This is a genomic window from Granulosicoccus sp. 3-233 (genome assembly GCF_052681095.1).
The window spans coordinates 373,156-399,667 of record NZ_JBQYLE010000004.1 but is presented as its reverse complement, the minus strand read 5'-3'; the positions used below and the strand labels follow the sequence as shown (position 1 = coordinate 399,667).

Genomic DNA, 26,512 nt, shown 5'->3' with positions numbered 1-26,512 from the left:
CCGAACCAACGTCCGCTTCTGTTTCAACGAAGGCCCAAGGCATGAAAAGAATTACCGCAATCATCAAACCATTCAAGCTGGACGCCGTGCGCGAAGAGCTGGCTGCGGCCGGGGTAGCCGGTATCACCGTCACCGAGGTCAAAGGGTTCGGCCGGCAGAAGGGTCACACGGAACTCTACCGGGGCGCTGAGTACGTCATCGACTTCATTCCCAAGATGAAGATCGAAGTGGTTGTCGCGGAGAGTATCCTGGATGCCTGTATCGAAGGCATCATCCGGGCGGCCAATACCGGCAAGATCGGCGATGGCAAGATATTCGTCGATTCGGTTGATCGAGTGATCCGCATTCGCACCGGTGAGGAAGGCGAGCAGGCTCTGTAGACAGTGAATCGGTACTGGCTGCGGCAGGTGTCTGTACTGCCGCGTCCGGTGACAGGCGCGAAGAGGTCGGTCTGATCCGAGCGACACGGCCACCGGACTCCATTCCGGGGCTCGTGGTGTTGACGTGAGGGTCTAGCGTTCCCAGGGTGGATTGGGTGTGAACTTGGCGACCATGAAGTCGGTGAAGACCCGAACCTTGTTGCTCAGGTGACGGCGGTGCGGGTAGACCAGCTGGATGGTCGAGCTGTCGACCGTGTGTTCCTGCAGCAGGGGCACGATCACTCCCTTTTCCAGAGATGGCTGAACCACGTAGGAGGCCAGGCGAGCAATACCGATACCGGCCTTGACCGCTTCGTGCAGTGCCGAGGCACTGTTCGTGTGGAAGTTGCCTTTCACTCGCTGCACGCGAACGCCGTCCGGTGTGGAGAACTCCCAGTCATTGAAGTGATGAATGGCCGAGTGAGTCAGGCAGTTGTGGTTCAACAGGTCTTCCGGTGTCTGTGGTGTGCCATGCTTCGACAGATATTCGGGAGAGGCACAGATAACGCGTTTGTTGACTGTCAGACGCCGGGCAACCAGTGATTCATCGGTGAGGCCATCGCTGAGTACCAGCGCCACATCGACACCTTCTCCCACCAGGTCGACTTCGCGTTCGGTCAACTCCAGTTCGACGCGCAGATCCGGAAACTGCGCCATGAACTCGGGCATCAGCTTGATCATCTGCAATCTGGCGAAGGCCGAGACAGTGGTGATGCGCAGGGTGCCACTGACCTTGTCATGCAAGGCCATGACCGCATCTTCGGCCTGCTTGATTTCATCCAGAATGGCCCCGCAACGGTCGTTGAAGGCATGGCCTTCGGCCGTCATGCTCAATTTGCGGGTCGTGCGCTGGAACAGGCGTGCGCCAAGCCGATCCTCAAGCCGGGTTATCAGCTTGCTGACGGCGGAAGGGGTCAAGTCGAGCTCTCGTGCGGCTGCAGAAAAGCTGCCCATATCGGCAGCTTTCGAGAACACCAACATCTCAGTGTATTTATCCATACTTGATTTGTGCTAAATATTCACAGTTGTCTGTCTTTTATCAAGAATTGCGGCCGATCGTCAAGCCAATATTCTCGCTTATTGCCCTAGCATACCGGACACAGGCACAAGACATGAGAGAAGAACGAATAAACGTGGTTGCCAAGGGCAATATTGGGTGGCTTTTTCTCGAATGACACCCTGACAAGGGTATCGGCAGGCAGAGCTGTAGCGTTACCCTGTTGCATTGCCCTGACAGAATCGACACCGTGTTCCGCTTCTTCGAATCGCTGGTTGACCCCTTGCAAGCCCGGGAGGCATCGCGTCCGCCCGAGGAAACGCTGGCGTTCTTCCGCTTCTTTCTGTATCCCGTGCGTCATGTGCTGCTGGCCACACTTGCACTGTCGGGTGTGGCGGCGCTCAGTGAACTGTATGTGTACATCTATCTGGGACGCATTCTGGACTGGATGGGGAGTACCGAGCCTTCGGCCTTTCTCGACACACATGGCACGGCTCTGCTATGGATGGCCATTGTGGCCCTGCTGGTGCGTCCGCTCACCCAGTTGAGCAGTCGCGCCATCATCAATCTGGCACTGGCACCGGGTATCACCAACGCCACGCGCTGGCAGAACCACCGTTACGTTCTGAAGCAGAGCATGACCTTCTTCCAGAACGACTTTTCCGGGCGAGTGGCGCAGAAAGTGATGCAGACGGGTCATGCGGTGCGCGAGACCGTTGTCAACATCGTGGACGGCGCCTGGACACTGCTCATCTATCTGGCCGGTACCCTGATCCTGTTTGCCGACATCAACCATTATCTGCTGATCCCGATGCTGCTGTGGTCGGTGGCCTACGGTGCCGTGGTCGTGTTCATGGTGCCGCCGGTTCGCAGCAAGTCGGCACGCCTGTCGGAAGCCAATGCGGCATTGATGGGCAGCGTGGTCGACAGTTACACCAACATCCAGTCCGTCAAGCTGTTCGCCCACCATTCGCTGGAGTCGGAACATGCCGGTGAACGGCTGCAGCGTCATACCCTGGCCTTTCGGGTTCTGATGCGGGCCATCCTGACCATGACCGTCACGCTGACCACGCTCAACACCCTGCTGATCGGCATCATGGCCATCGCATCGATCGCCTTGTGGATGCACGGGATGATCAGCGTTGGCGAAATTGCCGTGGCCAATGGTCTGGTGCTGCGACTCAATCAGATGTCGGGGCGGGTACTGCGCACCATCACCTCTCTGTTCGAGAACGTCGGTACGGTGCAGAACGGCATTCCGACGATATCGCAGCCTCTGGCAGTGACCGACGCCAGCGATGCGGTCTCACTGCAGGTCTCACAGGGTCGTATCGTGTTCGACAAGGTTGACTTCGCCTATGAACCGGAGGCTCGACAGGCTTCCGTGGTCGAGGGGCTCGACTTCGAGATCCTGCCAGGAGAGAAGGTCGGCCTGGTCGGTCGCTCAGGGGCAGGCAAGTCGACGCTGGTGAATTTGCTGATGCGGTTTCATGACGTGGACAGCGGACGGATTCTCATTGACGGGCAGGACATCCGTACGGTCACGCAGGACAGTTTGCGTGAATCGATTGCCGTCGTGACTCAGGATACCTCCCTGCTGCATCGCTCGATTCGCGACAATATCCGTTATGGCCGGGCAGGTGCCACGGATGAGCAGATCGTGCGGGCGGCGCAACAGGCGGAGGCCATGAGCTTCATTCCGGGGCTGACCGATCCACAGGGGCGTCGCGGTCTGGATGCCTACGTCGGTGAGCGTGGCGTCAAGCTCTCCGGAGGCCAGCGCCAGCGTATCGCCATCGCGCGGGTCCTGCTCAAGGACGCGCCGATTCTGGTACTGGACGAGGCCACCTCGGCACTGGACTCCGAGGTGGAAGCGGCCATCCAGGAAAAGCTGGTCGAGCTGATGACAGGCAAGACCGTACTCGCCGTGGCACACCGCCTGTCGACGATCGCCGCCCTCGACAAGCTGATCGTACTGGAGCACGGCCGCATCGTCGAAACCGGCACCCACACCGACCTGATCGCGCGGAACGGCCTCTACGCCCGCCTCTGGAACCGCCAGTCCGGCGGCTTCCTCGGCGACCAGTAATTCCTGGCAGACACCCACATCTCGGTTCCCACCAGGCACAACCAGACACCCATGAACCAATCCGGCCACTGGTAGCAGACACCACATCCGGTCCCCGCTGATCATCACCAGACACCCACTTGCGATGGCACCTCATGCAGCCACCACGGCGTTGTCTCTCGTTGATGCCGGACTCAGCGACGTACAGAAGCAGGTTCGCTGGTCATCGCCTGTTAACAACGATTGTGGTATACAAAGACGAACAGGAGGACGACGGCCACGACGAACTGACCATGAACAGCAAAGTACTGCGCCTGAACAAGGCCGGTACTCCCATTGCCTGGCTCAGCTGGCAGGAGACTGCCACACTGCTTGTAAAGGAACAGGTTATCTGGAGTATCGGAGCAACCATTCACACTGTCCGAGGGGGGTATAACAAGTCCGGAATTCGCTCGAGTCTGGAATTGCCAAGCATCATTGCCTGCGATGGCAAGGTGGACAATCACCAGTTCACACCTGCACTGAGCAATGGTCTGCTGTTCGCCCGCGATCAGATGATGTGCATGTACTGCGGTGTCGAGTTTCCTGCCAGGGAGCTGTCCAGGGATCACGTCATACCGACGTCGAAAGGTGGCAGGGACCTCTGGACAAACTGTGTGACGGCTTGTCGACGCTGCAATAACCGCAAGGGAGACCTGACGCCCGAGCAGGCCAACATGCAGTTGCTGGCTGTGCCCTTCGCCCCCAACCGGCATGAATACTTCTATCTGTCCAACAGGGATGTACTGGCTGACCAGATGGAGTTTCTCAAGGCCAGGTTCTCGGCAAATGGCAGTGCCTTTGCTGGCGATATCGAACCGGGAAAATTGCGCCGCCGTACCTGATTCGGCAATGAAAGGTCGTCAACGCGGTAATTGCAGGTTCAGCAACACGCGGATGGCATAGTCATCCAGGGGCTCTGAATGCGTTGCCACGCCCGCGATCTGAACCACATAGTTGCCGGAGACACCAATCGTTGTTCGAAATGGTCTGTCGCTGTCTACCGTGGTGCGAAAGACATGCATGCTCATCTGTGACTGCACATTCCCTGCGCCGGTATTGATGCGCAAGGGCTCCTCTTCGATATGGGTGCCCGCCAGCTGACTGTTCTCGTGCAGGGTGCGGGCAAACAGCCGTGCCGTATTGGCGGATTCTGCCTGCAGCAAGGTGACCTCCATGGGGCTGGAGTCCGGACGACCACGATCGTACAGCTGCATGGCTACCATGGCTTCTATGAGGCGCGTGAAACCGTCAACGGCTGCTTGTCGGCGAGAAGGGTCGGCGCGCAGATTGACGCCCTTCAGAGGTGATGTCTCCACGCCGATCCATTGATCCCTCACCCAGGGGTGGTCGACGTCGAGGCTGGCTCGTATCAGGCGACTGTTACGTTGCTGGCGCAGCAGATCGGGGTAGGTTTCCGGCGCCAGAATCTGGATGGGGTCGTAGGGCGGCTTGCTCAGCAAGGCATCAATCAGACGATGACCATCTTCGCGCTCGGCCAGCCTGGTGATGAAGCGTTCGCCCTCGACATAGGAATACTCGAGCACATTGCGACTGATGGCCTCGACCGGCTGCGTCAGCTGATTGGATTGCTCGACGCGACTGAACATGAAGTTGTCCAGCGCTTCGAGCCCTTGCAGACAGTCGCTGTACGAGCAGATCCTTCGAGTGACCCACTGAGCGTGACCTTCGAAGGTGGCGGATTGCGCAAAGGAGGCTCTGAAATTGAGGGCCCGGTTTTCGTGAATGCGGTAACGCTGGTCATCGGCAGCATGGACCAGTTCATGTATCAGCAATGTCAGCAGAGCCGCCTGGCGAATTCGAGCATCCTCTGGCAGTGATTTCTCATAGCTGGCGAGCATGCTGCGGCTCACCATGACAGCCTTCAATCGAGCCGTGAACAGGGCAGCGTAGGTACCCGATTGTGTGTCCATGACACGACTGAGAAAGTGATCGGCAAAGGTGGAGGTGCCGAACTGCTCGTTCACCAGTCGGCGAGTTTCCCGATTGACCTCTGCATTGATCGGTGCATCGTCCACCAGCAACAACTGCACATTGCGCAGATCGGCATCCAGCTCGCGTTCTACCAGTGCCCGGGCTTTCAGATACAAGGGATGAATGGTATCCGTCCAGGGCAACAGGGCCGTCTGCTGGTCAACCTGTCCTGAATGATGAAAGGCAGTATCGGACGCCGAGCTTGCGAAGGCATCTCTGCTGGTTCGGTCGATGGAGATGTCGCCAGGGGTTCCAGGCTGCCGGGCGCTCTGACAACCGGCCAGTAACAGGGCTGCGCACACAGAGAGAATCAGCCTGTTCGACTGATGTCGCCGGGCAGGGGCCGCAGCCGGCAACAGGCAGGCCGGGGTGAGGACCGGTATTGGTTGAAACAGACGCAAAGGCAGCAACGACATGTTGAGGGTCTTTTTTCTTTGCAGTGTATCGCTACCGTACCTTAACTTCTGAATCGATGTCACAGATCAGAAGTATCGTGCCTGACTTGCGCGTTTCATGCCGGGCTTTGTCCAGGTCAGTTCGTCAATCCTTGCGGCGCACCCCGCCTGCGTCAGCCCTCCGGTTGCCTCTCCTCATCCGGTCCGTGTCAGCGGCCATCCCTCACTGGACTCTCGGTTTGCATCGGTGCTCCATTGCTTCCAATTTTCGAGCCCCCAGTCCTTCGGTTGTGACCGCTCGCCGGGCCTGCGTCAGTCCCTCGGTTGTTTCAGCTTCCCCCCGGTCCGTCTGGCTACAGGAGCTCAGTCGCCACTGTAGGCCCGAATGTAGTCGATGGTGAGCCTGGCAGGAAAAGGCGTATTGGCATCCGGGCTGCCTGCCCAGGCTCCACCGATGGCCAGATTGACCAGCAGGTACATGTCCTCGGCCGAGACGTTGTTGTTGGCATAGGCATTACGGGCTTCACCGTCGACATACCAGGTGATGCGTCCCGGCTCCCAGCGCATGCCATAAGTATGAAAGCCGGCGGAAAAATCCGTACCCCAGACCTCATGGCTGGGTGTGGATCGCAGGTTGCGATTGTTGTAGTGATGGTAAGTCTGGTACACGACAGCCGGTTGATCTCCCAGCATCTCGACGACATCAATCTCGGGACGAATGCCGTTGTCATGGTTGTGCAGCAGCCAGAAGGCAGGCCACAGACCCTGGCCCCTTGGCAGACGGGCGCGCATTTCGACGTAGCCATAACGCATCCTGAATTTGCCGTAGGTTGTCATGGCGCCGGACAGGTAGCTCTTGTTGTTGGCCTTGCTCTTCAGATGGGACGGAGTTCGTATGGCGCTGATGATGAGGTTCTCGCCATCGAAGGTGAAGGGCGAGTACCCGAAACCCGAGTCACTCTGTGAGTCGACGTAGTACTGCAGCTCGTTGTTGATGGTGTGCGACGGTCCCCATCGATAACGACTTGACCACTTCGAGTCGTCCAGCTTGTTACCACGAAACTCGTCATTGAACACCAGCTGATAACCGGCAGGCACGCCGGAATGGGCTTCGGCTGCCGTGGCTGCGACCGCCACGACGGCGGATTCACTCTCGGTGCTGGCCCGCACTTCATTCGACTTCAGGGAAAAGCGTTGCCCCAGGAATGCCACCACCCGCCAACGATATTCACGCCCCGGGCTCAGCGCGGAATCCACATAGTCGGTACGTCCTCTGACAGTCTTGTGGTAGCGCCCGTCACGGTAGAGGTTGTATCCGGAAACGCTGCCCCCAGGGGCGCTCCATTCCAGTCTGACGCTGTCAGAGCCCTGCACCTCGGCCCGCAGGTTGGCAGGTGCAGCAGGTGTACCATTCCCGGTTTCCCGTGCGCTGGCAGGGGGCGCTGCGCCAGTGGCCAGACTGGTATTGCTGCCGGTGCTGCTGGTGGTTGCCGCGGAAGGCAAGGACAGGGTGGAATAGTTTCTGGCCTTGTCGAAGGCCACCACGGAGTATTCGTAACGGGTGCCTGGCGACAGATTCGTATCGATGAAATTGGTCGCGTTGAATATCGTGTTGTAGTAGTCGCCGTTGCGATAGATGTTGAATCCGTCAACGCCCACGTTGTCCCAGGGAGTGTTCCAGGTGAGTCTGATGGCTGTTGTCGATACTGCACCGGCCTGGACGTTACTGACCGTCGAGGGGCGCTGATTGTCGGCATGGGCAAACGTGCTGAGCGCTCCGAGAAGCGCTAGAGCCAGGGACGGAATTCTCATGGGCATTCTTGATGGTTGCTGGTGAACGTGATGATGGCGAGGAGGGGCTGTCCTGGCACCGCTGCGTCGTCCCTGTCTCCGGACAGGTGGAACAATCAGAGAGGATTCCCGATGGCCGGAGCTGCAGCTGCGCGTTGCAGAAGCGGGGCCAGACTAGTCGGGGAAAGCTGAATCGAACCTTAAAAAACCGCGCATCCGGATGCGCTGAGGCTGCTCGCCGTCGTTCATCGGGATTGTCAGTGGGTACCCTCCATCCTTGCTCCACCGGGCCGGGAGCCATACGGTGTGGGGCATTCATCAATGCAGAGCAGGACTTGCGATAAGGTGTTGTCGACCTGTATTACAGCGCCGAAAGGGCGCCGCCCGGAGGTTACACGGGGACCGTCGGAAGTACCGAGTGTGGCGAAGCCTGGGCGCTCATTAAAGTGAAACTACAGTCCGTAGCCGATCAGTCGCAGGAACGGATTGATCGAGATGTACAGAATGAACAGGCAGAACAGAACGATGCCGGCGACCTTCAACGGTTGCTCGGTGATGCGTTGTATCAGTGTGGTCTCATCGCCATTGCGCTTTGCCAGTTCATGGTTGCGGCGCTGCGTTTCAGTGCGTTCGCGTTGATAGGTACTGATCAGCTCTCGGGCACGAGGCAGGTCCGAATCATCATTGACCCACAGACCCGGCATGGCAATGCCCCAGTTTCCCGCCGAGGTTTCGTACCAGTCGATAGCGTGCTCACTGAGAAGCGCGCGCACCTCATCGGCTTCATCTTCGGGGACATTGCGCAGACGGAATACAAGAGCTGACATGGGCGATGGGGTGGATTGATGGAAGCGTGGAGGGTTGCAATGAGTCCTGTGGCGAATACGGTGCTCACCAGGGGTCAGTATAACTGCGCTGGGTCCAGCAGATCGGTATAGATGTGCAGCATGGACGCGACCGCTTCATCGCGTCCACGCTTGCGTGCCCCGTTGCAGAATATTCGCAGCTTCTGCTCGAACATGTCTTGCGCCTGCTGTCTCTGATTCTGTGTCAGTGGGGCACTGCGAAGCAGACTGGCCAGTGCTTGCAGACGGTATTGGTCCATTGCAGGGTAGCGCTGTGACAGCTGGTCGGCATGACCACCGGTCTTCTCCAGCAGCGCCTCATCCACGTAGAGTACGGGCTCGCGGGCACAGATGCGCAGCCACAGATCATAGTCCTCACACGCCGGCAAGTCCTCATCGAACAGCCCGACCTCGGCAAACAGGCTACGATGAATCAGTACCGCCGAGGGCGAAATGCAGCACAGAGGCAGGCAATGTTCGAATATCTCACCACCGCGCTTGCGATGTTTGTGGCGTGGATTGATTCGCTTGCCATTGCGCAACCAGTGTTCGTCACAATGACACAGGCGCAGTTGGGGAGAGTCCTGCAAGGCATCCAGCTGACGCGCTATCTTGTCGGCGTACCAGCGATCATCCGAGTCGAGCAATGCGATCCAGGCTCCGCTGGCCTGTTCGATGGCCCGGTTACGCGCATGCGACACACCGTGATTGCGCTGACAGATCAATTTCACGGTCGGGTAGTGTTGCCTCACCTTGTCGGCGGTGCCATCGGTGGAACCGTCATCGACCACGAACAGTTCATGCACCGGATCACTCTGCGCCAGCACAGAGTCGATGGCCGTCGGCAAGCTTTCCCAGCGATTGTGGGTAGGGATGATGACCGAAACGCTTCGCGAAGAGGGCGTAGTCGCGACTGATGGCATGAGGAGAACGGGGTTATGGCGGAAGGGGGCTAGTGTACGGCCTCCTGCGGATCTGCCGCCAATTCTGACCGGTCGTGGGTGGAATGCCGGTCGAGCAGGGGCGGTTCAGCGCTGGACTTCGTCAGCCAGAATGCCGATCAATTCGCCGGCCCGGACTGGACCGCCGTGGTGCAGTGCCAGCAAGACACCGTTTCGAGGAACTGCAATGCGGCAGGGTTCGTCGGCTGACTGCTCCAGATTCACCAGGCAGGCCAGGGTATCACCCTGCCAGACATCACCGCCCGGCTGGGTGAATGGCTCCAGCAGGCCACCCACCGGCGCATGTACGAAAAATGAATGATCACGCACCTCCAGCATGCGAGAGGCCCGCAGCTGCACCTCTTCATTCAAGACACCCATATGGCGGAGCACATTCCGGCAACCGACACTGGCAATCTCCAGCGCCTGCCGAGTGCAGCCACCACCACCACCGAGCTCGCTCTGCACATAGGCCTTGCCAGCCGCTTCCACCGTGGCCTGAAGGCAGCCACGCCCGGCGCTGGCTGGCAGCCTCACGCTGTTGGGGGCGCCGAAGGCAATCATGGCAGCTTCGCCGATCCCGTCACCGCTGCCGTTTGGGACACCCATGGATCGTACTGCGGCAGAGGCCGCGAATTGCAGGCGCTGACCGCCGGATCTCAGATCCAGGACCAGTTCGGCGGGCCGGATCAGTCGCTCGAAGACCTCCCTGGCCAGACGCTCGCCCAACGTGCCTTGGTGATCGCCGGGGAAACACAGATCCAGATCCTCCCCCGTCTGGGGCAGCGAGCGCGTAGCGCTTGCCATTCCAGCGCCATTGAGTGCCGGTACGATCAGCAGACACCCATGTACCGATTCCGGCGTCAGATCCCGCGCCAGACGCTGCAGTGTCAGTGCACCTTCATATTCGTCGCCGTGCACACCGCCGATGAGCGTGATGGTCGGACCTGGCCGCGTGCCACGAATCGAACACACCGGCAGGCGCAGGTGATCGAGCCCCGCGCCAACGGAGTACGGCAGCACCAGATGGCCATGCTGTTTGCCCGGCTGGCTCGGGTCGAGCGTCATATGGGTGTCCAATACCCCGAGGAGGGCGGGGCCGGCGAAGATATGGGTGTCTGAAAGATCTACATCGAGCTCGCTGGCGTGCAGGGTCGTGTTTGTTTGGGTCATTGGGTGTGAACCTGGTTTACTCTATGGAACAAATCGCAAGTAACCGGCGCGATTAGTGAATGATGCAAAAGCTGTGCTATCTGATCTTCTTGAATAACGAGTTCTTCGTATGAGCAGTCAGCAATACCTGATCAGCGGCATTCTGCTGGTAACGCTTCTGGCCTTTGTCTGGGGCCGCTGGCGCTATGATCTTGTTGCCATGTTCGCCCTGATGTCATCCGTGCTGGCAGGCATCGTGTCGCCCGATGAGGCCTTTCAGGGGTTCGGTCATCCGGCCGTCGTGACCGTAGCGGCGGTCCTGATCATCAGTAGCGCATTGCGCAACGCCGGTGTGGTGGATGAGGTGGCAAGCCGCATCAGCCATTTGACCGAAACGCCAGTGCTGCACATTGCCGCCTTGACCGGGGTTGTGACGGTGGCCTCTGCGTTCATGAACAATGTCGGTGCGTTGGCGTTGATGCTGCCCATTGCCCTGTCCACGGCTCAGGAACGCGAGCGCTCCCCGGCGCTGATACTGATGCCGCTCGCCTTCGGCAGTCTGCTCGGCGGGATGATGACGCTGATTGGTACGCCCCCGAATATCATCGTGGCCAGTATCCGGGCTCAGGAGTCCGGCGAACCTTTCAGCATGTTCGATTTTTCGCCGGTCGGACTGCCAGTGGCCATCATCGGTTTTGCCTTCATCACCTTGCTGGGCTGGCGACTCATCCCCCGTGCGCGGCTGGAATACAAGGAGGATGCCAGTGCTCTGGCAGCCGGAGTCTATCTCACCGAGGCCCAGGTGCCGGCCAGCTCGCCCTTGCTGGGCAAGACGCTGGGAGAGGTCGACGGCCTGGATGAGGACAATGTGGAGGTCATTGGGGTTGCCGGCAAGCGTCGTTTTGCCCGAGCCGTGCGTGCCGGTTACCAGATAGCCGAAGAGGACATCCTGATCCTGAGAGCCCGATCGGACGACCTCAAGGCCTTTCTGGACCAGCATGGGCTGGAACTTCGCAGCACGGCAACCCCGACATTCATCCAGCCCAGTCCGGATAACGAGATCATGGCTGAAGGGGTCGTACGCAATGACTCGCCACTGATCGGACGGGGTGTGGAATTCATTCGTCGTCAGACGGGGCGGACGCTGGCTCTGGTGGGGCTGGCCCGGCAAGGTCGTCCGGTCACACAGCGGCTGCGGCAGCAGATCTTTCGGGCCGGTGATGTATTGCTGCTGCATGGCGATAGTGAGTCGGTTGATCAGCAATTCGGCAGCCTCGGGCTCTGGCCGCTGATGCGACGACCGATCAACCTGAATCGTACTCGCAAGATAGCCCTGGCCAGTGGCATTTTCGCCCTGGCGATTGGTCTGGGCATCGCCGGCGTGGTGACGCTGCCGATCGCCTTCATACTCGCCGTCGGCGCCTATGTGCTGACCGGTATTCTCACGACTCGTCAGATCTATGATGACATCGACTGGCCTGTCATCGTTCTGCTTGCCGCCATGATTCCGGTTGGCAATGCGCTGACCACGTCGGGAACGACACAGCTGGTTGCGGACAGTCTCATCCAGGTAACCGAAGGCTTGTCGATCCCGTTGATTCTGACCTTGCTACTGGTAGTCACCATGTTGTTGTCGGATGTCATCAACAATGCAGCTACGGCACTTGTCATGGCGCCGCTGGGTATTGCCATGGCCAACACGCTGGGTGTCAATGCCGACCCTTTTCTGATGGCCGTGGCCGTGGGGGCTTCCTGCGCTTTTCTGACCCCCATCGGGCATCAATGCAATACGCTCGTGATGGGGCCCGGTGGCTACAAGTTCAGTGATTACTGGCGCATGGGGCTACCGCTGGAAATTCTGATCACCGTCATCAGCGTGCCTGCCATTCTGTGGGCCTGGCCCTTGCACGGTTGAGCAGACTGCACAGCGCATTCCTCGCGTGCCAGGTTGGAATCCGGAATCTCATCGGTGTCCGTCCTGACAGCCGGGTTTCGAGCCGATGATCGCTATTCGTTGACCGATTTGTCAGGACATGAGTAGAGCGATCACCGGCATTCGCCGAGTGTTTCTTCAGGAAATGAGTAGATCGATCACCGGTATTCGCCGAATGATTCGCCAAGGAACGAGCAGGCCGATGACCGGCATTCACTGACTGACTCATCAGCGAATGCCGGTCACCGTGATTCATCCCGTCGACCCGACAGACGACGCGTCGGGATAATCAGATCACTGTGGAGACTCAGATGGGGGAACGAAACGCGTCGTCTTCCCGACCTTCGACGATCGGCTTCAGGTAGACCTCGACCCGGCGATTCATGCTGCGGCCCGAGCTGGTGCTGTTGGTTGCCACAGGCAGGGTTTCCCCACGACCGGAAAAGCGCATTCGCGAACGATCCACACCGTTGGCGCTGAACAGGCGGCTGACCGATGTTGCGCGCTTTTCCGACAGCGACTGGTTGTAGCTTTCGGTTCCTGTGCTGTCGGTGTGGCCAATGACGTGGACGGCTGTCTTGTCATACTCGCCGATGACATCGGCCATGGCCTCCAGGCTGCTGCGGAACTTGTCGTTGACCCGGGCACTGTTGACGTCGAACGAGGCTTCGCTACGTACTTCCAGCTTGAGTGTGTCTTCGTCGATGCGAGTGACTTCGATCTGCTTGTTGCGACGCTCCTGTTCCAGGCTCTCTTCCAGCTTGCGCTGTTGCTTGTCCATGTAGTTGCCTACTGCAGCCCCGGTGAGCGCGCCAACGACGGCTCCGGCGTAGCGTCCATTCTTGTCATTGACCTGGTGGCCCAGTACACCACCCGCAACAGCACCTATGGCTGCACCTGCCTTGGCACGGCGATTTGGATCATCGGTAGCGCAGCCGCTGATCAACAGGATGGATGCTGTCGCTGCGACAAGTGTGGCGTTGAATGGTTTCATGTGCGTTATCTCGTGATATTCGTGTTCTTGTGGAGATCGACAATCGAGCATGCGCTGGAGCCTGCCAGGCGGGCCGGGTAGCCTCGGAACTTCCAGTTCGGAGTCCGTCCGGATCTACCAGATCGCGGTGCCTGGAGAGAGGGCGCTGTTCTTCGGTGTACAGGGGTTATGTCGGCACAGGGAAGGTGAAGTCGAGCCCTGCAGCCCGGCTGTTGAAGGAAAACTTGAGCTGCTCTGCACTACGTGAGCACAGCGTGCGCTTGCTATCATCTGTCTTGTGATGTGCGTTGCGCACGGCAATGAGATTGATGGAGAGATGGAACAGATTCAGTGGGGTGATTTTGAACGGGTGCAGCTGTGTGCCGGCACCATCATCGACGTACAGGCGTTTCCGGAAGCACGGCGCCCTGCGTGGAAGCTGACAATCGACTTCGGTGACGAGATCGGCACTCGGCGTTCGAGTGCACAGATCACCGAGCTTTACGATCGCGAATCTCTGCTTGGCAAGCAGATCATGGCAGTCGTCAATTTTCCGGTAAAGCAGATCGGCCCCTTCATGTCGGAATGTCTGGTGACCGGCATGGCACGAGAAGATGGAGCCATTGTTCTGGTTTCACCTGAGCAGGCAGTCCCCAATGGCACGCGACTCAGCTGAGTCTGTCGTGTGCGAAGGTGTCAGTCGTTCTGGTTGAGGCTCACTGTATCTGCCTTGCAGACAAACCGGTGAGTTGAACGAGGCTCCAGTGTGCCCGTGTTGCTGGTCATCAGAATCTGCTTGCCATGACAAGTCTGACCCGGTGTGCTGGTGGCGACTGTGGTCAGGACTTCCAGCGCCCCGCTATCGCTGATGGATGAAATCAGCGCATTGTCGATTGTCGCACTCCCTGTAATGTGTGCAGCCAGATCGTCGATGGTGGCGAACACGGTCCATTGGCTCTTGTCATCGGCGATTACCTGAGTCCTGTCACTGCCATCGGACAGGAAGTACTGCAGCGCCAGAGTGCCCGGTACCTGATCCAGCAGTGTGCTGGTTACAGCCTTGACCGCCGTTACCGTGAAGGGCTCCTCGGCATTCTCGCCTTCACTGATGAGCTGTTTCAACTGAACGTCGACAATGGCCCGCTGCGAGGGAGAGAGGTTGTCGATACCGTCATGGTCCGGCCACTTCGCGCAATTGAAACCCCACTGATTCTGGTACTTCTCACTCAGTTCATAGGCTCTGGCCGAACAGAAGAGAGAGTCGTTCTGGGCGTTCCACATCACCTTGCGTTCGCCGGTGTATTCGTATTTGACGCTGACTTCGCACAGGTGATTTTCGCCGGGGATGTCGACCCTCAGGTAGCGGATGTCGCCATTGAGTTCGCACTGGAATTCCAGAGCATGAACGCTTGCCGGAACAAGGCTGGATACCAGCAGACAGACTACGGCCATTGCATGCCAGGTCTGGCGCATTGGTCGTTTCATTGTCTGCCTGGTTGTGTTCGTCATTGCGTCTGAATTGTCAGGTTTGTTCTTCCGATTGACTTGCCGAAGCCGGGATCCGATCCTGGTGCATCCGAACCCGGTGAGGTGCGGAAACGCTTGCGGACCCTCTGTATTGTAAATCCAGTCGTCCGGGGATGTGGAACTTCCGGGCATTCCTGTTCCTAAGGTCAGGCTCGCGCGTTATCCTGCAGCCAGATCATGTTACCGATTTTCGCCGACAGCATGACCTTTGACATCCAAGGGTACAGTCGGTTCCATGTAACACTCTGTCACGTCACTGTCCGGGATGCCATGCGATGTAACGTATCCACACAGGCAAAGCTCCTTCGCACTGTCTGGCTGGGAAAACCGATTCAAATGGCGAAGATTGGATCAAACGGACTGGCGAACCCAACGGGAGTCAAATGTTTGGCAGACAGAGTCAAGGCCGGCCTGCCTGATCTTGACATTGCAACTCCGGCGGGCGATTCAGCACTGCTGGCTGGAGCGCAGAGTTGTCGAGTGCAGGGCGGTCGCCAGGCATGGTCAGCCTGAACACGTCAGATAGAACAGGTTGGACAGTGCAGGTTGGACAGTGCAGGTTGGACAGTGCAGGTTGGACAGAACAGGTCAGACAGAACAGGTCAGACAGAACAGGTCAGACAGTGCAGGTCAGACAGTGCAGGTCGGACAGCGCAGGTCGGACTGTGCAGGTCGGACAGTGCAGGTCGGACAGTGCAGGTTAGACAGTGCAGGATAGAAAGTGCAGGTCAGAAAGAACACATCAGCCGACACCAGCAAACCCGTGAATGCAGATCGACGCCATTACGGCATGACTCTCGAATCACGACTGGTCGGCGAAAGGGCTGTCGGTTGTCGACGTCACACAGCCTGTCAGACGTCAGGCGAAGAACCCCAGATCGTGTTCGGAGAAATTTCTCAGTGTGGGCAACACTTCATGCCTGGCGGCATCATCGAGGCCGATCCAGCGGAGCAGCGTGGCTGCATACTGAGTTGCCGAGGTGGAGGGCAGAATACGGCCATTATGCACTGTGTCGGGACCGTTAAGTTCCAGGCTGGGCAGTTGACCGTAGATGGAACCGCCCTTCACGGCACCTCCCATGACCATCAGATGGTTACCCCAACCATGGTCTGTACCATCGCCATTGGACAGCAGTGATCTGCCGAAATCCGAAGCCGTGAATGTAGTGACGTGCTGGCCCATGCCGAGCATGTCGATCTTGTTCTGGAAAAATGACAAAGCCTCAGTCAGCTCCGAGAACAGCCTGGGCTGCTCGAGACTCTGATTATCGTGAACATCAAAGCCACGCATGCTGACATAGAATATCTGCCGTCGCAGGCCAAGCTGGTCTTGTGCCGCAATCAGCTGTGCCACCATGTTCAGCTTCTGTGCCAGTGTGTTGTCTGCAGGCTGATCACTGAAAAGACCGGCATTTCCGTCCAGCACCTGGCCAAGTTCGGTCGTGATACTCATCGCGCGTTTCTGCAAGTCCGCGTAGGCTTTCGTGAAGACATGATGCCTTGGAATGTTCATCACTCGCTCGAACGCGTCGCGTCGAGGTTGCTGCCAGTCGTTGCTGCCGTCCATGCCCTGGTATTGCAGCACGCCGGATTCGGTGAGCGAAAAGGGGCGCTGGCCAGCGCCGGATTGCCAGTAGTTCGACCCTGCCAGAGAGATCGAGGTCAGATAGTCGCGTTCTTGCGAACCGGACAGGTACTCCGCAGACTTTGCACCCCAGCCTTCGGTGGATCGGTCACGGCCTTGCAGTTGTTGCCACTGTATGGATTGATCACTGTGAGAAAACAACTGGGCCGGCACATCGACTTCATTGTTCATATACTGTTCTCTGGATGTCGGTTCAACCAGAGTGCCAACATTGGCAATCATTGCCAGCTTCTCATCGTCGAATAATGCTTGCAGTCGTTCGGCAGCCGGATGCAGGCCGAGAGCGGATTGACCACCCTGCAGCTCGAGAAGCTGGTTGCGAGGTATGGCAAGCTGACCGCGTGATGCCGCATACTCCTGATGTTCATGGGAGCCCGTTGGAACCATGAGACTGAAGCCGTCGCAGCCCCCTTCCAGATAGACGCAGACCAGTGCGCGATAATCCTCGTATGGTTGCGCACCGGAATCGGCAGCCTTGGCCAGTGTCAGGGCCGGATGAGCACCCAGAGCCAGGCCGGCCCCAGCCAGTGTCTGCGAGCCCAGCTTGAGAAATCGTCTGCGAGAATAGTGGTTCATGGCTGCTGGAAAAGCTCCCGAGTAGTTGGCAGGGTGTACGCCTTGTCTTGTTGTCTCATTGCTGGATGGCCGCTTCCGGTGATGAGGCAATCAGGAAAATGGCCTCCACAACGCGTTGCGATGCAGCGCCGTTGTAATTCCGCTGATTCATCAGTTGCACGGTTTCCGAGCGTAGCTCGTCAGTCATTCTGCCGCCGAGCAACAGCAGATCCAGATGGTCCAACAGCAGGTCGAAGTCCACTTCCAGAACCATTTCCCGACTGATGTCGATGGCGATACGGGTTGCATCAGCATCGTTCTTGTAGTTGTGTGACCAGAGCGTGTTGGCCAGCAGGCGATTGGTTGCCGTGATGATCGAGGATTCATCCAGTATCTCGAATTCGGGAGATACCATGCCCAGATTCCTGATCTCCCCCGGTTGGCTGAAATCCGGCCGGAAGAAATTGAAGACCGACGGGGAATTCAGTGGAGACTGCCCCAGTTCATTGCCGACCCACCCGTAGTTGAAGTCATAGTGAATGGTGTCGGGTTCGAATGCTCTCCACAATTGTGTTACGCGCAGCAGCGGCTCCTTGAGCTTGCCGAAGGTCGCAGGGTTGTCCAGATGCCCTTCTCTGGCTTCCCTGTGCATCAGGATGGCCTTGACGACACTGCCAAGCGACCCGCGTTCCCCGGCTGCATTACGGTTGAATACCGCGGCGACATCCCGGACGTAGCCGGGACTGGGGTTACTGGTGACAAGGCGTTGTATCAGTTGACGAGAAATGAAGGGGGCAACATTGGGATGACTGAAGATATTGTCCAGCGCGCCGTCGAGATCCTGCCGTGCACTCTGGCCAGCTGGCAGGGTGACGCCGTTGAGCAGAGTCTTGGGGTCGGTGTCGTGGTAGTCGGGCCAGGCCACCATGGGAGAGAGATAGTCCTTGTTCTTCGGCCAGCGGAAGTCTTCCGCATTGGCGAAATGCCAGCCAGTGAAGACTCGCGCGAATTCCTCGATGGTGTGCTGGTCATAGGCTGGCAAGGGGACGCCATCGGCATCGAGTTGTGCGCTGCCATCGTTGTTCAGCAGCACCTGCCCGATACTGAACAGCTGTAGTAGCTCCCTGGCGTAGTTTTCGTCAGGATGAATATTCTCGGCAGTGTCGGGCTTGCGATTTCCCTTCATGCTCAGATACTCACCCATGACGGGGTTCAAGGTGACTTCCTCGAGCAGGTCACGGTAGTTGCCAAAGGCATGTCGCAGCAGAATGTCGTAATAGTTCGCCAGTCCGAACTGCTCTTCACTGAGGCCATCGTGGGCTGATACCACCAGTATCTGACTCAGTGCAAATGCAACTCGTTGCCGCAATTGATCGTCGGCCTGGATCGCATGTCGCCACCAGACGTTGACGTATTCGTTCCAGCGGTCGCTATTGGCCTTGCGCAGTCCGTCGCCGAGAAAGGTGGCGGGCATCTGCATCTGTCGGTTGATCCACGATTCCGGACCTTCTTCACCGGCTGTCATGATGTCATCCAGCTGTGGCCCGAATGTGCCTTGTTCCAGCAAACGAAAGGCTTCGGTGGGACTCAGCGGGCCATCTGCCACGGCATTGGCCACTTCACTGGCAGGAAGTGCTGGCGCGCTCGCCGGCTCCTTGCTGTACAGTGCCTCAGTACCGCTGCCACCTCCGCAGCCAGTCAGCAGAAACAGGCTGCTGACGAGTAGGACGCCTTTTCTTGTTATTCTCATGCCCGCGGTCTACACCAGTTACGATGTTACTAGCGGCAGGGCAGAGGAAATCGCTGATCATGTATGGCAGCGCTGTGAAGTGTTTGGCCAAGTTGCAGCCGTGATGTGACTCAGGCAGCGTTTGCCTGTGTGATCTGTTCCAGCATCTGGGCTGCCTGGTTGTAGTTTACCGGGATGCGGTACAACTGATTGCGATCATTCCTGTAGATCAGGCTGGGAAATCCCTGGACCTGCAGTTGCTGAGCCATGTTCCGCTCGGTTTCCAGTTCCCGGTGAGCTGCTTCGCTGTGCAGATACTCGGAGAAACCATCAGCGTCACAACCGATTTCAGTGGCAATGTCGATCAGTGTCTGCGTGTCCGAGGGGTTGCGTGCATCCAGATAGTAAGCGCGCTGTATCGCAAGGATCATTGGCACTTCGAATGCCTCATTCTGCCGACGTGCTGCCAGTACGGCTCGGCAAGAGGGCCAGGTTGAACGTCGTGGCTGGTTTCTGGTCCAGAAGTCGTAGTTGAATGACGTTCCCGGAATCACCGACTGAATCTGCTGCCAGGTCTGTTGCAGCATCTGCTGCATGGCTTCCGGCATTGGCTGGTCGCTATCCGGGGCAAGTCCACCGAGTATGCGTTGCACCCGTACCGAGTCGGGCAGGCCCTTCAACAGTTCATCCAGCGCAGGTTTGAAGCCCCAGCACCAGCTGCACATGGGATCGTGAACATAATATAGAGTGCTGCTCATGGTCTGCTTGATGGTTGTTGTTGCTTCAGTGACCGGATTTGCTTGATCGTCGGGCGAACGCCAATGCCTCCTCATCGAGGGCGACGGTGGACTCTTCCATGTCAAGCGACTGGGTGGCGTCGGACTCGTGCTCGAATTCCGCAAGGCGTCCGCGGCCGGGTTTCCAGCTGGAGGTGGGCTTGTCGCGTTTTCCCAGCATGTCCTCTGCCGGTATCTGCACGGTGGCATCGAACATGTCGATACTGTTGATGGCAACCGTATCGGCGTAAGTCAGTTCACCGCTATCCGGGGTTCTGCCTTGCTGCCGACTGCTTGTGGTCCGCGACTGATTGAGGCGGTTCCCCAGTTCCAGAAGTTCACGATCCTTCTGTTGAATGATTCGCTGCAGACGTTCCTGTGTTTCTGCATGTTGCCGATTCAATTCGATGGTTTCAGCGCGAAATTTCTGAATGCTGCTTTCATTCTTCTTCAGCGATTCCGCAAGCAGCTTCTTGTCCGCCTGCAGGGTACGAGTCTCACCGGCGAGGCTCTGCAGCTGTTCTTCCAGATTCTCCGAATCCACCCGCGAGACTTCTTCCAGCGCACGATAGCGCTTTTCCCAGGAGTCGTTTGTGGATGCAAGCTTCTTCGAGGCTCGCGATCTGTGCATCATCCAGCCGCTGAACAGACTCAATACGCCAGCTGCAACCAGACAAGCGATGAATTCCGAATACAGGTTGAGCAGGGGCAGGATCTGATTCATGAGTATCGATATCGGTTGCATCAGAAGGTAAAGTCGATTCGGCGGTTGGCGGCTCGACCTTCGGCTGTACTGTTGTCAGCAATCGGAAGTTCTTCTCCGAAGCCCATTGCGCGCAGATTGTAGACCGAGACGCCTCTATCGATAAGATAGTCGCGAACCGTGGTGGCGCGAAGCAGACTCAGGCGAAGATTGTCTTCGTTGTCGCCGGTGGCGTCCGTATGTCCTTCGATGGTCACCTGGCTGTCGGGGAAGCGGATGAGAGTGGCCGCAATCTGATCCAGCACCACGCGGCTGTCTGGTGTCAGGATATTGGATTGTGACTCGAACAGGATGCGCAGGCTGGGCAAGGCCGCCATAGCCTGCTGCAAGTTGTCATCGGAACTGGCGGGATCAGGCTCTGCCGGGGCGTCAGGCTCTGTCGGGGTTTCAGGCGCTGCCGGGGCTTCAGGCGCTGCCGGGGCTTCAGGCTCTGCCGGGACTTCAGGCTCAGCCGGGGCTTCAGGCTCAGCCGGGGTTTCAGGCTCAGCCGGGGTTTCAGGCGCTGCCGGGGCGTCAGGCGCTGGCGGGGTTTCTGGCTCAGCCGGGGTTTCTGGCACTGGCGGAGCTTCAGGCACTGGCGGAGCTTCAGGCACTGGCGGAGCTTCAGGCACTGGCGGGGCTTCAGGCGCTGCCGGGGCTTCAGGCGCTGCCGGGGCTTCAGGCTCTGCCGGGGCTTCAGGCGCTGGCGGGGTTTCAGGCTCTGCCGGGGCTTCAGGCTCTGCCGGGGCTTCAGGCTCTGCCGGGGCTTCAGGCTCTGCCGGGGCTTCAGGCGCTGCCGGGGCTTCAGGCGCTGGCGGGGCTTCAGGCTCTGCCGGGGCTTCAGGCTCTGCCGGGGCTTCAGGCTCTGCCGGGGCTTCAGGCTCTGCCGGGGCTTCAGGCGCTGCCGGGGCTTCAGGCGCTGCCGGGGCTTCAGGCGCTGCCGGGGCTTCAGGCGCTGCCGGGGCGTCAGGCGTTGGCGGGGCGTCGGGCTCTGCCGGGGCTTCAGGCACCGGTGGGGCTTCAGGCACCGGTGGGGCTTCAGGCTCAGCGGGGACTTCGGGTTCTACCGGATTTGACGCAGCAGGTGGGTCGATTGGCGACGTTTCCGCGGATGCTACTGTTTCCGTGCTTTTGCTTTCATCGATACGAATTCGTTCAACCAACGAAAACTGTCCCAGTGATGCCAGCGCTTCACTGATGATGGCGTCGTGATCCTGACGGTTATGGGCCGTGCCGGAGAGCGTGATCTGTCGTTCCAGCACCTCGATCTGCGGATTGTCCACCACCCGCATCAGTGGGGCAACACGCAAGATGGAATCGACCCATTCGGCCTTGCCGACCGATGGACTGGTTTCTATGCTGTTGCTGACAACATCCAGATCGAAGGCGTCCATGGCCTGGCGTACCAGCTCCGTGAGGTTGTCACTGGTCGACATGGTGCCATTGACCGCCAGGATGTTCCCGGCGACTCGCAGGGTCATGGAAGGCAGGCTGTCGGGTTCCGCCGAGGATGGTGACAGCAAGTCCGGAGTTGCTGCGTCGTCACTGGCATTCATTGCGATGACTTCCACTGGGGCAGAGGTGTCGCTGCTCAGGTTCTCTGGTTCTTCACCTGGCAGATCAGCCCGCTCATGCTGTACGTTGTCTGAATCATCACCCACATCTTCCGGTGGCAGCATGAGCGCCAGTCTGTCTGCATCGGGGGCGAGAGGCTTGGTTGCAGGCTGCGACGATCCGTTGTCGGCAGGCGCGGTCAGCAGATCATTGACCGAGTTGACGCCAGGGGATTCAGCGGCCGCGTGCAGCAGGGCTTCTCTGGTTTCGGCATCGTTCACCGTCCCGCTCAGGCTGGCTTGCCGTCCGGTAACCTTGACCGAGACCGCGGAGGCATCCAATGCGGCGATGGAGCGCTCCACATTGCCCTGAACCTTGTGCTCGAAGCGCGGCAAGGCGATGGTTGCACTGCCCCAGACAATAGCGGACATTCCTGCCAGCCAGAATATGACCCAGGCGATTGTCGAGCCGTGCTGGGCTCTCAGATGTGTCCGGTTGATCACGAGTTCAGAGCCGATCCAGGTCGAGTATCAGGTTATCGAGACAAATGATTATACAGACTGCATATGGCATGACAGTGCCTGTTTTTCGTCACACCCGTGTGCCGGTGAGGCATTCCGTCTTGCGATTCGGTAGGATCGAACCTTTCACAGGCCATAGTCGAGACGCCCATGCTTTACCGAGGACTGTTTGTCGCTCTGAGCATCCCCCTGCTGGTGCTCGCTGGTGGCAGTGAATCGCGGGCACAGGAATACAATGCCTTGGAAGAGTGCATTGCCCTGTCGCCCCGTTATGACGACATCCACAATTGCATGGACAATTACCTCGACCTGATGGACAGCAGTCTGAGAAACATAACGGAGTATGTTGCCAGCTCGCTGGATGGGGAGGCACGAGCCGGACTGGAGACTTCGCAGGCAGCCTTCGTTGAATACCGGCGGCAGAATTGTCTGTGGTATCTGGAGTTCTCCTCGCCTCGTGCCGAGGCGGAACAGATCGCAAAGAACTGCCTGTCCAACATGTCTCAGCAGCGATTGTCGGAGCTGCAGGCGCTGCTGCGAAGCAATGATGGGCAGCAGCCGATCGTCAACGGATTCTATGTTTACGGGGCCGAGCGCAACTCCTTTCAGCCTTGTGGGTCAGCCAGTCGATACTGGTTGGAAGGTGATGACAATCAGGTGGGGCTGGCACAGCAACAATACCTGTCGGTTGCCAGTAGTGACTTGCAGGTGTTGTATGCCACGTTTGCAGGAACCATGGATGAAGAGGCTCAGGGCCCTGAAGGTCATCAGGGCGTGTTCGAGCTCGAGGCGGTTGTCGATCTGCGTGTTCCTACCGAGTCCGATTGCCAGCTGCCTGGCGAGGCTCTGCGGCAGACTGCAGCGGAGCCTGCCCCCGCTGCAACCGTGTCGACAGCCAGTGATCTGCCGGTGCAGTTGCCCCCGGCAGCACCCGACGATACCGAGGAGCAGTTGATTGCCTATTTTGGTGACTGGCTGGTCGACTGCGCTGATTCGGGCGGCATCCGTGGATGTCGTCTGAAGGTGGACCTCGATGGTGGACAGGCGTTGCCTGTTGCATCATTGTCCATGATTCGACAGAAAGAACAGGCAACGACGCTTGAGGTATTCTTCAGCGAACGCGAGATCGATCAGCCCGCACGTATTCTCTGGTCGGTTGACAGCATGAAGTTCGGTGATATCGTCGGCTCGGAGATTCGGGTTGATCAGACCGGTACACGTCAGCTGGTGCCGGCCAGCCCCTTTCTCGATGAGCAGATATTGCCGACGATGATCAAGGGGACGGAGCTGAGCGTGGAAGTGCTGGCGTCACTGGACGATGAAGTGGGTGATCGCTATAGCGGTTCGCTGCTTGGCGTAACCAAGGCCATTACCTTTGCCGATGATTTCATTCGCAATGGCGGGCTGTGATCTTGTCTGATAATGCAATGCCGGAGTACAACGATTGCGACAGGGTCATCGAGGAACAGGCCCGCGATGTGGCACGTGCCTGGGTGTTCGCCGGTGGTGAATTTTCAACAGAGCATTTGCCGGTATTTGCCCCCGGTGCTCATGACCGCATCATCTGTGTCGATCGCGGGTTGGAGCATTGTCTGGCCGCCGGTCTGGAGCCTTCACTGCTGATCGGTGATTTCGATAGTGTCGACGAAAAAACGCTGAACCAATCCAGGCTTGCAGATATTCCACGACACGTCTATCCAGCGAGCAAGGCTGCCAGTGATCTGGAGCTTGCTCTGCAGTTGCTGGCGGAAGAGTCGCTGTCGGAGGTGAACATTCTCGGAGTCTCGGGTGGGCGGACTGATCACATGCTGTTCAACTGGTCGTTACCGGCATTACGTCAATGGCCGTTCAGGCTGGTGCTTCTCGATGGCACGACTTGCTGTCATGTACTTCAGGGGCGGGATGAATGCCAGCTGGAGACCCGTCGAGGCCAGACTCTCAGCCTGCTGGCCAAGGCGCGTTCCACCGGAGTTACTACGCAGGGCCTTCGATATGCACTGGAAGATGCGACACTGGAGATCGGCAGTACGCTGGGTTTGAGCAATGAGATTGATGGCGAGCAGGTGCGAGTCAGTATTTCCAGTGGTACCTTGCTGGTCTTGATCAACAGGGATTCGGCGTTCATCGAAGACTGACAGGTCGCGGTGAGTGACAATCCATGAGTCGTGCGCAAGCGCATTTGTGTCGAGACAGAAAACCAGAGACCGAGAATGAACGCCAGCAAGATGATCGATGTGCGAAGCGATACTGTGACAAGGCCCGGTGCAAGGATGCGGGCGGCCATTGCCAATGCGGAGGTCGGTGACGATGTTTACGGGGATGATCCGACTGTCAATGCCTTGCAGGAATTTGCCGCGGAGCTGCTCGGTCACGAGGCTGCCCTGTTCATGCCAACCGGTACGCAGTCCAATCTGGTCGCCTTGTTGACTCATTGTCAGCGAGGCGATGAGTACATCGTTGGCGCGGATGCTCATACCTACAAGTATGAAGGTGGTGGTGCAGCGGCGCTGGGTGGCATACAACCGCAGACTGTGCCCTTCGGCGAGAACGGTGGTATCGATCTGGATGATGTGGCGTCGGTACTGAAAGAGAACGATATTCACTTTGCAAGAAGTCGTTTGCTGTGCCTGGAGAACACGCAGCACGGACGTGTGCAGACGGTGGACAGTATGCGTGCCGCTGCAAGCTTCGCCAGGGAGCATGGATTGAAGTTGCACCTGGACGGTGCCAGGATAGGAAATGCCGCGGTGCGTCTCGGGGTCTCGCTGAGAGAGATTGCGCAGTGCTTTGACAGCGTTTCCCTGTGTCTGTCCAAGGGGCTGGGTGCGCCAGTCGGGTCCCTGTTGCTGGGTGATCAGGCTTTCATTGAAGAGGCTCGGCGTTGGCGCAAGGTCACCGGCGGTGGTATGCGCCAGGTCGGAATGCTGGCGGCTGCCGGGCAGATAGCCCTCACCGACGGGCTGGCCAGGCTGCACGAGGATCATGACAATGCACAGTACCTGGCTGCACGTCTGACCGGGCTCTCGGGCATCACGATCAGGGAAGGTTGGACTCAGACCAATATGGTCTGGCTGGACTTCGATCAGGATTGCGGTGCGGACTTGACCGCCTGGGCCAGGGATTCTGGTGTTCGCCTGTCCGCCTACGGACGCGTCTGTCGCCTGGTGACTCATTGTGATGTCGACCGAGAAGATCTTGATCGGGTGGTGGAAGTCATCCGACAATTCCCTGCGCGGGAGAGTGTGGCTCATCCTCGTGCCAAGGCAGTGGATTGAAGGCTGCTTTCTTCAGCGATGCAGTATCATTGGCATTTGATGAGAGGTAACAATCGATGAGTGCAATCAGACCGTTTCACCTGGCTTTTCCCGTGCATGATCTGGAAGCCGCCCGCGCTTTCTACGGCGAGGTTCTGGCGTGTCCACAAGGGCGAGAAGACACCCACTGGATCGACTACAACCTTTACGGCCATCAGATCGTGGCACACCTGGATGAGTCCCGTGCTGCCGGTGGCAGGATCAACAATGCAGTCGATGGAGATGCCGTGCCGGTACCGCATTTCGGCGTCGTACTGACCTTGCAACAGTTTGATGAATTGCGGGCTCGGCTGGAATCCAGAGAGGACACACGCTGGGTCATCAAGCCTCGGGTCCGGTTTGCAGGAGAGGTCGGTGAGCAACGCACGATGTTTTTGCTCGACCCGTCCGGAAATGCACTGGAGTTCAAGGCATTTGCAGATGACTCGCAGTTGTTTGCTGCCTGATCTCTTGTGTTGACGTTGCGTTGCAATGAATGATCTGCAGGCGCGTGAAGCGTGAAGCGTGAAGCGTGAAGCGTGAGGCGTGAGGCGTGAGGCGTGAGGCGTGAGGCGTGAGGCGTGAGGCGTGAGGCGTGAGGCGTGAGGCGTGAGGCGTGAGG

At 58.4% G+C, this 26,512-nt stretch carries 22 protein-coding genes; 9 read left to right on the top strand and 13 right to left on the bottom strand.

The genetic code is table 11. From position 1 onward, the window contains the following. Positions 1-41 precede the first annotated feature (41 nt). Positions 42-380 (top strand): P-II family nitrogen regulator, encoded by a 339-nt coding sequence (locus ACUNV4_RS13680; RefSeq protein ID WP_430879124.1) that lies wholly within the window; start codon positions 42-44, stop codon positions 378-380. A gap of 132 nt (positions 381-512) precedes the next feature. Here the strand turns inward: ACUNV4_RS13680 and ACUNV4_RS13675 are convergent, their stop codons facing one another. After that, the gene (locus ACUNV4_RS13675; protein WP_430879123.1) at positions 513-1,418 is read right to left on the bottom strand and encodes a LysR family transcriptional regulator; all 906 of its coding nucleotides are present in this window, start codon (positions 1,416-1,418) and stop codon (positions 513-515) included. A 248-nt stretch (positions 1,419-1,666) separates the two neighbouring features. Here ACUNV4_RS13675 and ACUNV4_RS13670 point away from each other — a divergent pair, with 248 nt between their 5' ends. Both ACUNV4_RS13670 and ACUNV4_RS13665 read left to right on the top strand, forming a co-directional pair. Further along, positions 1,667-3,505: an ABC transporter ATP-binding protein gene (locus ACUNV4_RS13670; protein WP_430879122.1), complete on the top strand. Its 1,839-nt coding sequence runs from the start codon at positions 1,667-1,669 to the stop codon at positions 3,503-3,505. A gap of 272 nt (positions 3,506-3,777) precedes the next feature. Further along, positions 3,778-4,368 (top strand): HNH endonuclease, encoded by a 591-nt coding sequence (locus ACUNV4_RS13665; protein ID WP_430879121.1) that lies wholly within the window; start codon positions 3,778-3,780, stop codon positions 4,366-4,368. 18 nt (positions 4,369-4,386) lie between these two features. Here the strand turns inward: ACUNV4_RS13665 and ACUNV4_RS13660 are convergent, their stop codons facing one another. The 5 genes from ACUNV4_RS13660 to ACUNV4_RS13640 form a co-directional block, all read right to left on the bottom strand. Next, a complete protein-coding gene (locus ACUNV4_RS13660; protein ID WP_430879120.1) occupies positions 4,387-5,934 on the bottom strand; it encodes a hypothetical protein in 1,548 nt (515 codons plus the stop codon). A gap of 342 nt (positions 5,935-6,276) precedes the next feature. Continuing rightward, positions 6,277-7,725, bottom strand: coding sequence for a family 16 glycosylhydrolase (locus ACUNV4_RS13655; protein WP_430879119.1), 1,449 nt, complete (start codon positions 7,723-7,725; stop codon positions 6,277-6,279). Positions 7,726-8,156: 431 nt separating this feature from the next. After that, the gene (locus ACUNV4_RS13650) at positions 8,157-8,531 is read right to left on the bottom strand and encodes a DUF6164 family protein (RefSeq protein ID WP_430879118.1); all 375 of its coding nucleotides are present in this window, start codon (positions 8,529-8,531) and stop codon (positions 8,157-8,159) included. 74 nt (positions 8,532-8,605) lie between these two features. Further along, complete coding sequence (locus ACUNV4_RS13645) at positions 8,606-9,472, bottom strand: glycosyltransferase family 2 protein (protein ID WP_430879117.1); 867 nt, start codon at positions 9,470-9,472, stop codon at positions 8,606-8,608. A gap of 105 nt (positions 9,473-9,577) precedes the next feature. After that, positions 9,578-10,663 (bottom strand): hypothetical protein, encoded by a 1,086-nt coding sequence (locus ACUNV4_RS13640; RefSeq protein WP_430879116.1) that lies wholly within the window; start codon positions 10,661-10,663, stop codon positions 9,578-9,580. 109 nt (positions 10,664-10,772) lie between these two features. Here ACUNV4_RS13640 and ACUNV4_RS13635 point away from each other — a divergent pair, with 109 nt between their 5' ends. After that, on the top strand, positions 10,773-12,557 hold the full coding sequence (locus ACUNV4_RS13635) for an SLC13 family permease (RefSeq protein ID WP_430879115.1): 1,785 nt from the start codon (positions 10,773-10,775) through the stop codon (positions 12,555-12,557). 325 nt (positions 12,558-12,882) lie between these two features. Here ACUNV4_RS13635 and ACUNV4_RS13630 read toward each other — a convergent pair whose 3' ends face one another. Then, positions 12,883-13,569 carry an OmpA family protein gene (locus ACUNV4_RS13630; protein WP_430879114.1) on the bottom strand — a complete coding sequence of 229 codons (687 nt, stop codon included), beginning with the start codon at positions 13,567-13,569 and terminating at the stop codon, positions 12,883-12,885. 316 nt (positions 13,570-13,885) lie between these two features. Here ACUNV4_RS13630 and ACUNV4_RS13625 point away from each other — a divergent pair, with 316 nt between their 5' ends. Next, positions 13,886-14,224 (top strand): tRNA-binding protein, encoded by a 339-nt coding sequence (locus tag ACUNV4_RS13625; RefSeq protein WP_430879113.1) that lies wholly within the window; start codon positions 13,886-13,888, stop codon positions 14,222-14,224. A gap of 20 nt (positions 14,225-14,244) precedes the next feature. Here the strand turns inward: ACUNV4_RS13625 and ACUNV4_RS13620 are convergent, their stop codons facing one another. The 6 genes from ACUNV4_RS13620 to ACUNV4_RS13595 all read right to left on the bottom strand — a co-directional run bounded on the left by ACUNV4_RS13620 (position 14,245) and on the right by ACUNV4_RS13595 (position 22,579). Then, on the bottom strand, positions 14,245-15,033 hold the full coding sequence (locus tag ACUNV4_RS13620) for a hypothetical protein (protein ID WP_430879112.1): 789 nt from the start codon (positions 15,031-15,033) through the stop codon (positions 14,245-14,247). A 901-nt stretch (positions 15,034-15,934) separates the two neighbouring features. Continuing rightward, on the bottom strand, positions 15,935-17,296 hold the full coding sequence (locus ACUNV4_RS13615; protein WP_430879111.1) for a DUF1501 domain-containing protein: 1,362 nt from the start codon (positions 17,294-17,296) through the stop codon (positions 15,935-15,937). A 55-nt stretch (positions 17,297-17,351) separates the two neighbouring features. Beyond that, positions 17,352-19,025 carry a DUF1800 domain-containing protein gene (locus ACUNV4_RS13610; RefSeq protein ID WP_430879110.1) on the bottom strand — a complete coding sequence of 558 codons (1,674 nt, stop codon included), beginning with the start codon at positions 19,023-19,025 and terminating at the stop codon, positions 17,352-17,354. Positions 19,026-19,135: 110 nt separating this feature from the next. Beyond that, a complete protein-coding gene (locus ACUNV4_RS13605; protein ID WP_430879109.1) occupies positions 19,136-19,762 on the bottom strand; it encodes a DsbA family protein in 627 nt (208 codons plus the stop codon). Between the two features lie 25 nt (positions 19,763-19,787). After that, complete coding sequence (locus ACUNV4_RS13600) at positions 19,788-20,504, bottom strand: hypothetical protein (protein ID WP_430879108.1); 717 nt, start codon at positions 20,502-20,504, stop codon at positions 19,788-19,790. Between the two features lie 20 nt (positions 20,505-20,524). Continuing rightward, positions 20,525-22,579, bottom strand: a complete 2,055-nt coding sequence (locus ACUNV4_RS13595; RefSeq protein WP_430879107.1) for an OmpA family protein — start codon at positions 22,577-22,579, stop codon at positions 20,525-20,527. A 168-nt stretch (positions 22,580-22,747) separates the two neighbouring features. Here ACUNV4_RS13595 and ACUNV4_RS13590 point away from each other — a divergent pair, with 168 nt between their 5' ends. From ACUNV4_RS13590 to ACUNV4_RS13575, 4 genes are all read left to right on the top strand, one after another. Beyond that, positions 22,748-24,007, top strand: a complete 1,260-nt coding sequence (locus ACUNV4_RS13590) for a lysozyme inhibitor LprI family protein (RefSeq protein WP_430879106.1) — start codon at positions 22,748-22,750, stop codon at positions 24,005-24,007. 2 nt (positions 24,008-24,009) lie between these two features. Beyond that, complete coding sequence (locus tag ACUNV4_RS13585; RefSeq protein ID WP_430879105.1) at positions 24,010-24,732, top strand: thiamine diphosphokinase; 723 nt, start codon at positions 24,010-24,012, stop codon at positions 24,730-24,732. Between the two features lie 75 nt (positions 24,733-24,807). After that, complete coding sequence (gene ltaE / locus ACUNV4_RS13580; RefSeq protein ID WP_430879104.1) at positions 24,808-25,872, top strand: low-specificity L-threonine aldolase; 1,065 nt, start codon at positions 24,808-24,810, stop codon at positions 25,870-25,872. Between the two features lie 56 nt (positions 25,873-25,928). After that, positions 25,929-26,357 carry a VOC family protein gene (locus tag ACUNV4_RS13575; protein WP_430879103.1) on the top strand — a complete coding sequence of 143 codons (429 nt, stop codon included), beginning with the start codon at positions 25,929-25,931 and terminating at the stop codon, positions 26,355-26,357. The last annotated feature ends 155 nt before the right edge of the window (positions 26,358-26,512 follow it).

Coding starts and splice junctions, on each gene's coding strand:
- ACUNV4_RS13575 (WP_430879103.1), top strand. CDS start 25,929: ATGAGTGCAATCAGACCGTTTCACCTGGCTTTTCCCGTGCATGATCTG.
- ACUNV4_RS13675 (WP_430879123.1), bottom strand. CDS start 1,418: ATGGATAAATACACTGAGATGTTGGTGTTCTCGAAAGCTGCCGATATG.
- ACUNV4_RS13630 (WP_430879114.1), bottom strand. CDS start 13,569: ATGAAACCATTCAACGCCACACTTGTCGCAGCGACAGCATCCATCCTG.
- ACUNV4_RS13620 (WP_430879112.1), bottom strand. CDS start 15,033: ATGAAACGACCAATGCGCCAGACCTGGCATGCAATGGCCGTAGTCTGT.
- ACUNV4_RS13605 (WP_430879109.1), bottom strand. CDS start 19,762: ATGAGCAGCACTCTATATTATGTTCACGATCCCATGTGCAGCTGGTGC.
- ACUNV4_RS13615 (WP_430879111.1), bottom strand. CDS start 17,296: ATGAACCACTATTCTCGCAGACGATTTCTCAAGCTGGGCTCGCAGACA.
- ltaE (WP_430879104.1), top strand. CDS start 24,808: ATGAACGCCAGCAAGATGATCGATGTGCGAAGCGATACTGTGACAAGG.
- ACUNV4_RS13640 (WP_430879116.1), bottom strand. CDS start 10,663: ATGACCCAAACAAACACGACCCTGCACGCCAGCGAGCTCGATGTAGAT.
- ACUNV4_RS13660 (WP_430879120.1), bottom strand. CDS start 5,934: ATGTCGTTGCTGCCTTTGCGTCTGTTTCAACCAATACCGGTCCTCACC.
- ACUNV4_RS13650 (WP_430879118.1), bottom strand. CDS start 8,531: ATGTCAGCTCTTGTATTCCGTCTGCGCAATGTCCCCGAAGATGAAGCC.
- ACUNV4_RS13665 (WP_430879121.1), top strand. CDS start 3,778: ATGAACAGCAAAGTACTGCGCCTGAACAAGGCCGGTACTCCCATTGCC.
- ACUNV4_RS13635 (WP_430879115.1), top strand. CDS start 10,773: ATGAGCAGTCAGCAATACCTGATCAGCGGCATTCTGCTGGTAACGCTT.
- ACUNV4_RS13600 (WP_430879108.1), bottom strand. CDS start 20,504: ATGAATCAGATCCTGCCCCTGCTCAACCTGTATTCGGAATTCATCGCT.
- ACUNV4_RS13655 (WP_430879119.1), bottom strand. CDS start 7,725: ATGAGAATTCCGTCCCTGGCTCTAGCGCTTCTCGGAGCGCTCAGCACG.
- ACUNV4_RS13645 (WP_430879117.1), bottom strand. CDS start 9,472: ATGCCATCAGTCGCGACTACGCCCTCTTCGCGAAGCGTTTCGGTCATC.
- ACUNV4_RS13610 (WP_430879110.1), bottom strand. CDS start 19,025: ATGAGAATAACAAGAAAAGGCGTCCTACTCGTCAGCAGCCTGTTTCTG.
- ACUNV4_RS13590 (WP_430879106.1), top strand. CDS start 22,748: ATGCTTTACCGAGGACTGTTTGTCGCTCTGAGCATCCCCCTGCTGGTG.
- ACUNV4_RS13625 (WP_430879113.1), top strand. CDS start 13,886: ATGGAACAGATTCAGTGGGGTGATTTTGAACGGGTGCAGCTGTGTGCC.
- ACUNV4_RS13680 (WP_430879124.1), top strand. CDS start 42: ATGAAAAGAATTACCGCAATCATCAAACCATTCAAGCTGGACGCCGTG.